This window comes from Pedobacter sp. GR22-10, assembly GCF_026239715.1.
GTDB lineage: Bacteria > Bacteroidota > Bacteroidia > Sphingobacteriales > Sphingobacteriaceae > Pedobacter.
In genome coordinates this window covers 858748-871809 of sequence record NZ_JAPIVR010000002.1, presented here as the reverse complement: position 1 = coordinate 871809, position 13062 = coordinate 858748, and the positions used below count along the sequence as shown (strand labels likewise).

General features: G+C 38.7%; 12 protein-coding genes. 3 read left to right on the top strand and 9 right to left on the bottom strand.

Features of this window, described 5'->3' with window-relative positions:
* The first annotated feature begins 33 nt into the window (after nt 1-33).
* Together OQX64_RS11255 and OQX64_RS11250 are read left to right on the top strand one after the other, a co-directional pair.
* Nucleotides 34-1275 carry an aminotransferase class I/II-fold pyridoxal phosphate-dependent enzyme gene (locus tag OQX64_RS11255; RefSeq protein WP_088300058.1) on the top strand — a complete coding sequence of 414 codons (1242 nt, stop codon included), beginning with the start codon at nt 34-36 and terminating at the stop codon, nt 1273-1275.
* Between the two features lie 217 nt (nt 1276-1492).
* Entirely contained in the window at nt 1493-1669 is a 177-nt protein-coding gene (locus OQX64_RS11250; protein WP_010602932.1) for a hypothetical protein, read from the top strand.
* A gap of 59 nt (nt 1670-1728) precedes the next feature.
* On the opposite strand, the gene OQX64_RS11245 is transcribed toward OQX64_RS11250, so the two are convergent.
* The 5 genes from OQX64_RS11245 to OQX64_RS11225 form a co-directional block, all read right to left on the bottom strand.
* On the bottom strand, nt 1729-2013 hold the full coding sequence (locus tag OQX64_RS11245) for a hypothetical protein (protein ID WP_265818829.1): 285 nt from the start codon (nt 2011-2013) through the stop codon (nt 1729-1731).
* A 254-nt stretch (nt 2014-2267) separates the two neighbouring features.
* Nucleotides 2268-3155, bottom strand: coding sequence for a 4-hydroxy-tetrahydrodipicolinate synthase (gene dapA, locus OQX64_RS11240; RefSeq protein WP_265818828.1), 888 nt, complete (start codon nt 3153-3155; stop codon nt 2268-2270).
* Nucleotides 3156-3242: 87 nt separating this feature from the next.
* Nucleotides 3243-5255 (bottom strand): NAD-dependent DNA ligase LigA, encoded by a 2013-nt coding sequence (gene ligA / locus OQX64_RS11235; RefSeq protein ID WP_265818827.1) that lies wholly within the window; start codon nt 5253-5255, stop codon nt 3243-3245.
* Between the two features lie 114 nt (nt 5256-5369).
* Nucleotides 5370-6575 (bottom strand): ATP-binding protein, encoded by a 1206-nt coding sequence (locus OQX64_RS11230; protein WP_265818826.1) that lies wholly within the window; start codon nt 6573-6575, stop codon nt 5370-5372.
* Between the two features lie 116 nt (nt 6576-6691).
* Nucleotides 6692-7366 carry a hypothetical protein gene (locus OQX64_RS11225; RefSeq protein ID WP_265818825.1) on the bottom strand — a complete coding sequence of 225 codons (675 nt, stop codon included), beginning with the start codon at nt 7364-7366 and terminating at the stop codon, nt 6692-6694.
* A 226-nt stretch (nt 7367-7592) separates the two neighbouring features.
* Between OQX64_RS11225 and tyrS the strand changes: the two genes are divergently transcribed.
* Nucleotides 7593-8879 (top strand): tyrosine--tRNA ligase, encoded by a 1287-nt coding sequence (tyrS, locus tag OQX64_RS11220; protein ID WP_265818824.1) that lies wholly within the window; start codon nt 7593-7595, stop codon nt 8877-8879.
* Nucleotides 8880-8958: 79 nt separating this feature from the next.
* Here the strand turns inward: tyrS and OQX64_RS11215 are convergent, their stop codons facing one another.
* The 4 genes from OQX64_RS11215 to OQX64_RS11200 form a co-directional block, all read right to left on the bottom strand.
* Complete coding sequence (locus tag OQX64_RS11215) at nt 8959-9162, bottom strand: hypothetical protein (RefSeq protein ID WP_265818823.1); 204 nt, start codon at nt 9160-9162, stop codon at nt 8959-8961.
* Nucleotides 9163-9237: 75 nt separating this feature from the next.
* On the bottom strand, nt 9238-10215 hold the full coding sequence (locus tag OQX64_RS11210; protein ID WP_416240474.1) for an acyl transferase: 978 nt from the start codon (nt 10213-10215) through the stop codon (nt 9238-9240).
* Between the two features lie 25 nt (nt 10216-10240).
* A complete protein-coding gene (locus tag OQX64_RS11205) occupies nt 10241-10600 on the bottom strand; it encodes a hypothetical protein (RefSeq protein ID WP_088300049.1) in 360 nt (119 codons plus the stop codon).
* 6 nt (nt 10601-10606) lie between these two features.
* Nucleotides 10607-12928: a penicillin acylase family protein gene (locus tag OQX64_RS11200; RefSeq protein ID WP_322974950.1), complete on the bottom strand. Its 2322-nt coding sequence runs from the start codon at nt 12926-12928 to the stop codon at nt 10607-10609.
* Between the last annotated feature and the right edge of the window lie 134 nt (nt 12929-13062).

The window sequence follows — 13062 nt, the reverse complement described above, 5'->3', positions numbered from 1 at the left end:
CGCAAAATTTTATTATACAAAATACACAGTACATTGGATATATTCGATAAGATAGCAAAGCACATGGGCCCGCTTGGTCAGCACCAAAAATGGTCACATGGGTATTTCTCATTTCCAAAATTAGAGGGAGAGATTGCACCGCACATGCAATTCAAAGGAAAAGAGCATTTGGTTTGGAGCTTAAACAATTATTTAGGTTTAGCCAATCATCCGGAGGTTAGAAAAGCTGATGCAGAGGCCGCGGCCGAATTTGGTATGGCTTACCCAATGGGTGCCAGGATGATGAGCGGTAACTCAAAATATCATGAGCAACTGGAGCAGGAACTTGCTGCGTTTGTTGGTAAACCCGATGCATTTTTGTTGAATTATGGCTATCAAGGGATGGTTTCGATTATTGATACCCTGGTTGATAGAAATGATGTAATTGTTTATGATGCAGAATCTCATGCCTGTATTATAGATGGCCTGCGTTTGCACATGGGCAAAAGATTTGTTTACCAACACAATGATATTGATAGTGCCCGTAAACAATTAGAACGTGCGACCAAACTGACTAAAGAATCTGGAGGTGGTATTTTATTAATTACCGAAGGTGTTTTCGGCATGAGTGGCGCGCAAGGTAAACTAAAAGAAATCGTTGACCTTAAAAATGATTTCGAATTCCGGATACTGGTTGATGATGCACACGGTTTTGGAACCATGGGTAAAACAGGCGCTGGTACACATGAAGCACAGGATTGCATTGAAGGCATTGATGTTTACTTTGGAACATTTGCCAAATCTATGGCTGGTATTGGTGCATTTGTAGCGTCTACAGAAGAAATCACTAATTTCCTCAGGTACAACATGCGTTCTCAAACCTTTGCAAAAGCATTACCTATGCCAATGGTTAAAGGACTTCTAAAACGTTTAGAACTGTTAAAAGGAAAACCTGAGCTTAAGGATAAATTATGGGAAATAGCCACCACTTTGCAAAAAGGACTACGTGAACGCGGTTTTGATTTAGGGGTAACCAATTCAGTTGTGACCCCCGTTTTCTTAAAGGGCGAATTAACGGATGCTACTGCCATTACCTTCGATTTACGTGAAAATTATAGTATTTTCTGCTCAATCGTAGTGTATCCGGTAATTCCTAAAGGAATGATCGAATTGCGTTTAATTCCAACAGCTGTACATACATTAGAAGATGTTCAACGTACATTGGATGCATTCAGTGAAGTTTCAGAAAAATTGGAAAACGGTTATTATAAAGAAAATCAGTTTGCAATTGCATAAGCAGTTATAGTATTAGAATACAGGAGCCAATTATTTAAGATAATTGGCTTTTTGCTTTACCAGTGTTTCTTAAGTTAACTTTGATCTGCGTGGAGAAGAAAAAAAGCACTTTAAACAGCTATTTTTATTTAGGAATATTTTTGTTTGTGCAACAAACCATTTAAATTAGAGTTAGATAATTAAAAATCAAACCTTTAAACTACAGGAGTACAAGAAAATGAAAAAATTTGAAGAAGTGAAAAGTTTAGTTGCAGCTTTGGAAGCTGATGCAGACAAGTTTTATAACAAGGGGAATAGCGCCGCTGGAACCCGTGTTCGTAAAGGTATGCAAGATTTAAAGAACTTAGCCCAGGCCATTCGTTTGGAAGTACAGGATACAAAAAATAAAGCTTAAACCAATATTAGATATTTGACAAACCTGCCTTTGAGGAAATCCCGAAGGCAGGTTTTTTGTTACTTCAAGAGCATAAGCTTATAGTCATCTGCATAAACTCCCTCACCAAATTGTACCAGTTTTTGTTTGGAGAAACGGAAAAATTTGAAGTTTTCTGTTATGCCATTATAGGTTCTGTAAATCAGCATATCTCTATCATCTCCATAAACCTGGACGGCAGATCTGTTAAGATTTTTAAATTCCTGCTCGGTCATACCGATCGTAAATTTCGGTTCGTAATACTGAATCGCATTACAGCCCATCAGCGTTGCGGCTAATAGGCACATTAATAGTAGCTTTTTCATTTTGTGTTTAATTTGTGTGTAGAATGCTGTATTCAATTTCTATGCCTGCATAGTATTCTTTAATGGAATGTTGGTGTCTGCTTTTATCAATAGGTTAAAGTGTGCTGGTAAGTTGTTGATAGTTAGTGGAATAACCTACTGTAATATTTTAAATACGCATAAAAAAAACAGGTTAATTCCATTGCTGAAGAGCAAAAGAACGAACCTGTTTCCATTTAAAAACACGCTTCAAATAAGCAATGTTTATTATTTAGTTATACCAGTTGAGCAAGCTTTGCCAATTCATTTTCAATGGCATGATGTAAGGTAGTAGAAGCTTTAATCAGTGGTAACCTTACTGTATCACCGCAAATGCCTGAATGTTTCAATGCAGCTTTAATCCCGGCAGGATTTCCTTCTGCAAAAGCCAAACGTGTGAACTCAACCAAACTTAAGTGTGCAGGAACAGCAGCCTTAAAGTCGCCAGCCAAGCATTGTCTTACCATATCAGAAAACTGTTTGGGGATTGCATTGGCAACGACAGATATTATCCCTGATGCACCTAAAGCAATCATGGGCAATGTAATCGGGTCATCTCCTGAGATCAATAGAAAGTCTTCGGGTTTATCCCTCATGATCTGGTTAAACTGATCAAAACTTCCTGAGGCTTCTTTAGTTGCAATGATGTTTTTGAAATCATGCGCTAACCTGCAGGTGGTTTCCGGGCTCATGTTGCTCATGGTGCGCCCGGGTACGTTGTATAAAATAAGATCCAAAGGCGAAACCTCCGCCAGGTGCTTATAATGTTGATAAATCCCCTCTTGTGTTGGTTTGTTATAATAAGGACTTACAGATAAAATTGCACTATATCCCGTCGCATCAAAAGTTTTGATCTCTTCAGCAACAGCTAAGGTATAGTTGCCCCCAATGCCGGCAACCAATGGTAATCTATTGTTGTTAATTTCAGCAGTGTAAGCCCACACCTTCTTCTTCTCATCCTTGGTCATCGTGGCGGTTTCGCCGGTTGTGCCTAAAGAAACGAGGTAATCTATCCCTCCGTCGATCAAATGATTAATCAGGTTTTTTAAACCGTTATAATCAACAGATCCATCTGCATTGAAAGGTGTAACCAATGCCACACCAGTACCCTGAAATTTGTTCATTATATATTGTAATTATTCAATTTTGAATGAAAGATTGACCGAACGCTCACATTCTGCCATTCATTAAATCTATCATTCCCTTATTTTTTATTTTAACATATCTATAAGTTCTTGATCACTAATGATCGGAACTTTTAGTTTGGTTGCCTTTTCCAGTTTGGATGGCCCCATATTATCTCCGGCTACCAGATAGTTTAATTTACCGGATATTCCGCTTAAAATTTTGCCACCATTGGCCTCAATGAGGTCTTTAAGTTCCTCACGACTATAATTTTCAAAAACGCCCGAAATTACGAATGTTTTTTCAATAAGTTTATCACTGGACAGCTCAATTAGCTTTTCTTCAATTTCGAAGCGTAAATTGGCTAATTTTAATAATTCTATTTGATCGAGATGCTCTTTTTTTGCAAAATACTCAACAATGCTTTCAGCAATTCTTTGTCCGATTTCATCTATAGCAATTAATTCCTCAACTGTTGCTTTCGATAAACGATCGATATTCTTTACTCCGGCAGCCAGCTTTTTAGCTACAGTTTCGCCTACATAGCGAATGCCTAAACCAAAAAGTACTTTTTCGAAAGGCATTTCTTTTGATTTTTCTATGCCCATCAGCATGTTCTCAATAGAACGCTCGCCAAAGCGATCTAATGTTTTCAGCTGATCTGCCTTTTGGTACAAGGTATACAAATCACTAATATGATTTACCAGGCCATGTTTATAAAAAGTTTCAATGGTTTCATCACCAAGGCCATCAATATTCATCGCCTTGCGGGAAATAAAATGTTGTATTTTTCCTACAATCTGTGGCGGACAACCTTCATCATTTGTACAATAATGAACGGCTTCGCCCTCTTTTCTGATGAGTTCAGTGCCACATTCAGGACAATTGTGCAGGTAATGAATCTTTTTCGAGCCGGCGAGACGTTTATCCAGGTTTACCTTAATAATCTTCGGAATAATTTCTCCGCCTTTTTCTACAAAAACAGCATCGCCTTCATGTAAATCCAGTCTTTCAATCTCGTTGGCATTATGAAGGGTGGCCCTTTTTACCGTCGTACCTGCTAGCAGAACCGGCTTTAAATTAGCAACCGGCGTAACTGCTCCCGTACGACCAACCTGATAAGTTACCTTTTCGAGAATGGTTTCTACTTCTGCAGCTTTATATTTATAGGATATAGCCCAACGCGGAGATTTGGCCGTAAAACCCAATTCCTGTTGCTGCGCATAACTGTTTACCTTAATTACGATCCCATCAATATCATAGCTAAGTTTAAAGCGCTCATTTTCCCAATGGTGAATAAAGGCCAATACATCATCAATATTTTGAACCAGTTTATTGTGTTCACAAACATTAAATCCCCAATTTTTTACAGCCATCAGGCTATCCCAATGGTTTTTAAATTCATTTTTATCAGTATAAAGAAAGTAAATAAAACCATCCAATGGTCGTTTAGCTACCTCCTTGCTGTCCTGCATTTTGATGGTTCCGGAAGCAAAATTTCTGGGGTTGGCATAAGGGATTTCACCAAGCTCTTCACGTGCAGCATTTAAACGCAAAAAGGCAGCTTTATGCATAAAAATTTCTCCCCGAATTTCAAAATGTGCCGGTGCCTGGTCTGATTTAATTTGATGGGGAATAGTGTGAATTGTTTTTACATTATTGGTTACATCATCACCTTTGGTGCCATCACCACGGGTTACGGCCCTAATCAGTTTTCCATTTTCATAAGTTAAACTGATGGATAAACCGTCGAATTTTAATTCACAAACATATTCGAAATTATCCCCTATGGCTTTTCGAATCCGTTCGTCGAAGTCACGTAGGTCTTGCTCATTATACGTATTGCCCAGCGAAAGCATGGGATATTTATGCTGAACAGTGATAAAATTTTTGGTGATGTCGCCACCAACCCGTTGAGTCGGGGAATTTGGATCTGCATAGTCTGGGTTCGCCAGCTCCAGTTCAGCCAGGTGCTTTAATTTTTTATCGAACTCAAAATCGCCGATAGTTGGCATGGCCAGCACATAATAATTATAATTATGCTGGTTAAGTTCGGCAACCAGCGCATCCATTTCCTCTTTTATTTTAAACAGCGACATGACACAAAGATAAAAAAGGTTAACTCGCTTTTATACTTTGAAGCACAAAAAGCTGTGGGAAATGAGTGACATTACCATTAGCTTGATTTTTATAGATAACAGGTGCAATTACGATTAAGCCGGATCTTGATTGGTGTTTTTATTTAATAGCTGAAGAAATTCAATCAAACCAATAGCTTCTGTGTTGTTAGGAAGAGGATACCTCTCGGTACCCGAGTAAACTACAAATTTTTCGGTGGCACCAATATCTTTACATGCGATATGAAAACCTTTCGCAATTTTTGGTGAGGCTGATCTTTTGACCTCAACCGCCCAGATTTTATGATTCGGGCCTTCCAAAACAAGATCAATTTCTGTTTGTGTGGCCGATCTATAATAACTGTATTGCCATTTACTGGATAACTGACCAATAATATTTTCTACCACAAAACCCTCCCAGCTTGAACCTAATGCAGGGTGCCCGAGAAGGTCTTCTAAGCTAGATATGTTAAGTAATTTGTGCAGAATTCCTGTATCGCGGATATAGATTTTAGGAGACTTTACCAATCTTTTTTTAGTATTTCCTGCCCAGGGTTGCAGTTGCCTCACCATATAAAAATCCGTTAATACATCCAGATATAGTTTCACTGTTGGATGGCTTACTTCCAGGCTTTTGGCTAAATCTGTATAAATTACCTGTTGTCCGTTAAAATGAGCTAGCATAGACCAAAATCTTTTTAATCGGTTTGCTGGTAAACTTGGTCCCATTAATGGAATGTCACGTTCTACATAAGTCGAAATAAAATCATTTAACCATTCCCAGCTTTCTTCAGCATCAATAGCAAGAAAACTTCCTGGAAACCCACCTCTAAACCAAATTTTTTCTACGCTAAAACCAAGTGGATCATGATTGTAGATTTCCAGTGCATTAAAGGGTGTAAGTTCTATATACCTGATTCTGCCTGCTAACGTTTCTGATGATAGTTGTAGCAGGTCTCTTGATGCTGAGCCCAACAGCAGAAAATGACCGGCTTGCTCACCTGCTCGCTTTCTTAGATCGACAATTCCCCTTAGGTTAGGAAAAAGATCTGGTTTACGCTGAACCTCATCAATAATCAGGATGACATTTTCAAATCTTTTTAAGTAGCTTTCAGAATCCTGAAGCTTATTAATATCCGTATCTAGTTCGAGATCCAGATAACTGGTTTTTTTAGCTGAAAACTCACCGGAGATTTGAAATGCCAACGTTGTTTTACCAACTTGTCTTGGCCCTAAAAGCGCAACAATTGGAACGCTTTTTAAACCTTTAACAATTTTTTCTTTAATTAATCTTTCAATCATAACCTTGTAATTTGAAACCTTTGCTTTCAGATTACAAACAAATATACGTTTAAACCTTGCAATTTGAAAGTTACACTTTCAAATTGCAAGGTTGGTGAAGTGATTTTAATAATTACTTATATTAATTTGTCCTCAATCTCATCGAAAATATCCATGAAATCTTTGGCTAGAACAGGTTTGAAAATTCCCAATTGAAAGGTCAGTTCCTGTAACTGAAGCTCATTTAAAGTTTCGGGCCACAGGCGCATGCAGATTCTATTTAAGGCATAGCTAATGTTTTCCAGCTTTTGGTAGCTTAGTAAATATTTGCTACTGATGAAATTTTCCAGGAATTTCGTGAAAACGATCTGGTTTTTAAGTCCGCAATGCTCCAGGAAATCGGTTAACGAATTTGGATTAACAGCCACCAGCTTATCATAAAAATGATTGACCTGAATGAGATTCTGCTCAATTAATAAATGATCTAACAATAATTCTAAACCAATATGAGCCAGAAACGAGGGGCGAATCGGCGTATCAGTTACAATGGGCTTAATAAGCTCCTTTAGCAGAGCGGTTTTTTCCAGAAAAAAATCAGATGAATGAAAATATAAATCAACGGCTAAATGTCTTTTCCAGCCTTTAAGCAAGTTTTCCTCATCCGGATTTCCTATAAACAGAAACTCATTTTTTTGTGGATAAAGATTAAATTCTTTCGAAGCATTTTTGATCAGATCGGGCAAAACCGTTCCCATTACTATGTTAGCATCCTGCGTTAATCTTTCGAAATAATAATGGGATAGAAAGTTCATGTTGCAAGGTAATATTTTCTTTAGTGATGCAAAATATCAGTTGATAAAAGGTGTTACCAATATATCTGGAGTTTTATGTACATAATGGAACCCATAATCAGCTATTTCGAAATAAACGGCTGATTGGGGCTGCAGATTTAAAAGCTGGTTTAGCGTCATCAACTAATTTGCATTAAAGCAAGTGAAAATTTTATCTTTGCACGCACGAAAATAAATTGCCTATACAATGACGAATTTTGTTGAAGAGTTAAGGTGGCGCGGCATGCTGCATGATATAATGCCAAATACAGAAGAAAAGTTGAATGAAGGGATGACATCTGGTTATATTGGTTTCGACCCTACTGCCGATTCCCTTCATGTTGGTCACTTAACGCAAATCATGACACTCATTCACTTCCAAAATGCAGGGCATAAGCCATTTGCTTTGGTTGGAGGAGCTACTGGTATGGTTGGCGATCCTTCTGGTAAGTCGGATGAGCGTAACCTTCAAACACCGGAAATGATTGAACATAACCTGAAAGGCATGAAAAGTCAACTTTCCAAATTTCTAAAATTTGAAGAGGGTGGCAATGGTGCAGTAATGGTAAATAATGCAGACTGGTTTAAAGATATGAACCTGTTTACGTTTATCAGAGACGTGGGCAAGCACATTACCGTAAACTATATGATGGCTAAGGATAGCGTTAAAAGACGCCTGGAAGGTGATTCTGGCTTATCCTTTACCGAATTTTGTTACCAGTTGATTCAGGGATATGATTTCTATCATTTATGGAAAAACGAAAACTGTCTGGTGCAGATGGGGGGATCAGACCAATGGGGAAACATTGTAACCGGTACCGAGTTAATCAGAAGGAAAGATGCCGGAACAGCTTATGCCATTACCACGCAATTAATTAAAAAGGCTGATGGAACCAAGTTTGGCAAAACAGAAAGTGGTGCCGTTTGGTTAGATCCGGCGAAAACCTCTCCATATAAATTTTACCAGTTCTGGTTAAATGCATCTGATGATGATGTAAAGAAATGGATCAGGATTTTTACGCTAAAAAATAAAGAAGAAATCGAAGCCCTGGAAAAGGAACATGATGCAGCACCACATTTGCGCATTCTTCAGAAAGCTTTAGCCGAAGACATTACAGTGAAAACGCACTCAGCAGAAGCTTTGGAAACTGCTATTAAAACTTCGGAGTTCTTGTTCGGAAACGGTTCACTTGATTTTTTAAAAAGCTTATCAGAAAACCAGGTGTTGGAAATGTTTGAAGGTATTCCGCAGTTCCATATTTCTAAATCAGAATTAAGTGCTGGTATTGATGCGGCAACTTTGCTTGCAGAAAAGGCTGCCGTTTTTCCTTCTAAAGGCGAAACCAAGAAACTCATTCAGGGTGGAGGTGTTTCTGTAAATAAAGAAAAAGTAGCTGATGCCATGCAGGTTTTTAATACCGGAAACCTGATTAATGATCAGTTTATTGTCGTACAAAAAGGAAAGAAAAACTATTTTCTCCTGATTGCAGAATAAACGCTAAACAAAAAAGGCTCAATCAAATTGAGCCTTTTTTGTTTGTATACTGATTAATGATCAGTTTCCAATTAGAATGCTAATGTTTAGCATCGGCAGGGGTATTCGATATAGAGTCAGCCAGCATTTTACCTTTTGTGGTATCCATCATTGCTGAATCTTTTTTATTCGTATCTGAATATTTATAGGTGCTATCTGCATTTTCCTGATCTGCTTGTTTTCCGTTACATGAGGCCACAAATAAACCTGTTAGGGTTAGTGCTGCCAAGAAGATATTTTTCATAGTATAAGGTTTTGTATAAATAATCCTTTTTAGCAGGTAATTGTTTTAGCTAATTGAGTTTTGGAATTAATTCAGTTACTGCACAAGCAAATTACAGCCTCTAATATCGGCATTGTCAAATCTGCCCAACACTTCAAAACTTTGGTCAGCATTTATTTTACCCAAATCCTGTGTGGCGATGAATGAGCAAGAATTAATATTGGCGAGGTCAATTACATTTATTCCTCCTGTTTTTCCTTCAGGAATCAATGTTAAAGGATCATTGGTATCCCGGATCAGTACTTTCATCCAGCCCGGACATTGAAAAATGCCCCCACCCAAAGAATAAGCCTGTGAAAGCAATTCGGTCATGCCATATTCACTGTGAATAGCGGGTACGCCAAAACCTTCTGTTAATTGCTGGTGAAGTTCTTCCCGAACCATTTCCTTTCTTCTGCCCTTCATACCGCCTGTTTCCATTACAATCAATTCAGGGAAGTTAAGATCGAATTTCTCTACAAAATCCAGTAAGGCATAAGTTACACCAATTAAAACAGTTGGTTGATTCCTGGTTTTAAGATCTGTTAAGGTTTGCAAAAGGTCATGATGGTTATCCAAAAAATAACCACTCTGTGGATGACCGCTTTTTTCAATCAGATCATTAACCATATAAATTAGAGAAGAACCTGATCTTTGCTGGTAGGAGGGAAGTAAAGCCAGAAAACAGTAATCTGATACTTTGCCATAAAAATGATTGAAAGCAAGCAGGTAACTTTGCTCATATAAAGCCACATCTGTTACGTGATGGCTGCTATGACTCATTCCTGTAGTACCCGAACTGCTGAAAATTACTTCAGCAGGATGTTGATTACTCACGATCTGATGCGTTTTGAAAAAACCAATGGGTAGAAACGGAATCTGTTCGATGGCGGATACCTGATTGACATCAATTTTTAAATGATGAATATATTCACGGTAAACCTGGCAGTTTGCTGCCTGTAATTTAAAGGTTGCTAAAGCCTGGTCTTGAAAAGACTGAGCATTGTTTATTGTAAAAATATCAGTATTTGTCAAATCCACGTTGCAAAAGTACGAAGCCTTATGCTATTTTATCGTCAGTTTTTTTAGCCAGCATCGCCATTCTAAATTGATAGCCGCAATAACCGCTGATTCCGGCCACTAATCCGCTAAGTATTCCCGTTACCAATAATAGTACCCACCAGAGCTTTACACCCGTCATCACTGCCACCCGACTGGCTAACAAATTATCGTTTGGTAAGCTTTTAAATAGCGAATAGCCAATCCATAGTAAGCCTATAGCAAAAAAGGAATGCCAGAAAGCAATTTTGCCCGTTTTACCTATAATGCCGCAAGTGGCAAAGGCCACCACAATAATTACCCACCAGGGTGCAATCATTTGAAGGAAAAAGCAGATGATGACGATAACAATAAAAACCATTTTAAATTATTTAGAAATTTTTAAACGAGAGATAATTTTTTCAGACTGATCATCCGGCGTTTGCATATAAAACAAATCGTATAACTGACCTTTTGCCCAGGTATCAATCATATTATCATAAAATTTGCTTCCGGGGTTACCAGATTGCCCGCCCGGATATACACCATGGCCTTTAGGATTTTTGCCAAGTTCAATTACCATTCTCCAGGATGGACCATTTGTTTCACTTAAGGCATTGATGGTGCTTTTTGCTCCGCCAATCTGTAATACTTCAGACCCAAAACCTGGTATTTTGGCCAGGTGCGGAACATTGCTTTGTTTCACGTTAGACCATCTCCAGTCTTTATTGATCGGCCCGAATCTGCGTTCCAAACTATCGCAACTGTATTTAAACGATTCATTAACCAGATCAGCGAGGTTTTCCCTCCGACTGGTATTTACATTATCGTACCATTTGGCAGCCGGTTCTTTCAATATCATTTCAACCGTGCGGTCTCTTGATGGATAACGCATTGGAATACCTTTAACTGTAAATTCATCGTCCCAAATATCGAATGCGAGGCGTTTAGTCCAGATTTCAAAAATACTGGCTGCAATTTCACCTGCATCATAACGTTTATTCCATTTAGTTAAATAGTGCAGTGCTTCTTTTTGGGTAGCGTTTAAATTTTCCGGATTTAAAAGTGGCAATACAGCCGGAATCAGGTTTTGGGCCAGGATGCTGTAATTATCAGTTTGCATGAGTCTGATGCTGTCCATCGTAGCCTTATTCATCGCCGTTAAACGGTCATTAATTCGCTTTCCGCGTTCATAAGGTGCGAATTCCCAATTGAGGTAGTAAGGATAAGTCTGATCAGTAGAAGATTGGTTAGCTGAACTTACAAAACCCCTAGGTGGATTTTTCACAGTAGGGTTTTGTGAAGCGGGAATCCAGCCATGCCAGTCGTATGCCGGATCGGTACCATCGAGAATAAATTTTCCCTGGTTTTTCCATTTCAATGGAAACTTTCCATTTGGCGTGATGGCGATATCATTATCCACACTGGCAAACACAAAGTTTTGTGCCGGTGCGGTATAATAGGTTAATGCTTTTCTGTAATCATTATAGTTTTTACCCCTGTTCAGGTAGTAAAATGTCATGAGTTCATTTGAACGGTCATGTGCGATCCACCTTAAGGCATCACCCACAGGCACACTGTTTGCTTTAACAAAATTTGATTTCTGAAGATAAACCACAGGTCCCTGATGGGTGTAGTAAACGGTATCGATAAGATCCTTGCTTCCGCGGATTTTAATCACCTCCAGGCGTTTAGTTGTTTTATTCCATTTGTTGTTGTACCAGTATTCATTATGCGTACTGTCTTTAAATTTGATCTGATAGAAATCGAGCACATCTGCTGCAACATTGGTTACACCCCAGGCAATTTTCTGGTTAAAGCCAATAATAATTCCTGGTGCACCGGGCAGTGAAACACCATAAGTATTGATACCCGGTGCATGCAATTGAATCTGATACCAGATGGATGGCAAACTCAGTTCCAGATGCGGGTCGTTGGCTAAAATCGGATAGCCTGAAGCGGTTTTACTTCCGGAGAGGGCCCAGTTATTGCTTCCGATGCCCTCTACTTTTTGTTTGGTTTGTACATCACCGGTTTGTGTTGTGGTGAAACTTTCAGGGGTTTTGGGAATGGGTAATGGCGAAAAATTCCATTTAGTACCCACCGGAATAATCGGATCTTCTTTAAAAGGATAATCCGGGAAAAGATTTTTGGTAATTTCAGGACCAAATTTTTTCAGGATGTTGGTCATATAAAATTCATCAGATCCCATGGCTAAAATGGCCGACATTTGTTTGAGCAAAAGCGCACATTTGAGCGGGGTCCATTGTTCCGGTTTAAAATCCAGTATTTTATATTCGATAGGATAATTGGAACGGGAGAGTGTTTTGATATAGGCATTAATCCCTTCGGTATACGCCAATATCATTTCCTTTGATTTTGGATCAGCCATCATGCCCTTAAGCGAGTTTTCAGCACCATATACCATGCCCATTCTGCGCTGATAACGGTCGCTTTCGCGTGCAGGTTCAGATACAACTACCTCACTGATTCTGCCTGCTGCAAAACGCGTTTGAAAATCCATTTGCCAAAGGCGGTGCATGGCGGTTACATAACCCTGGGCCAGGTAAAGATCATGATCATTCCGGGCAAAAATATGCGGGATCATTTTGTCGTCAAAAAAAATTTCAACCTGATCTGTAGCACCCTTAATTTTCACCTTATGGTTAAACATAAAATGATTGTTTTCAGCATTTTGCCAAAATCCCATAAAAGGGTTTAAGAACTTCAGCAGGGGTGGAGTACTTCCAATTTTTGTATTGAAAAAGAAAGCCAGACTTATAGGTATGATGATGCAGAATAATGCTCTTAATTTGTTCATGTGGGTTCGCAAAAATCTCAGAA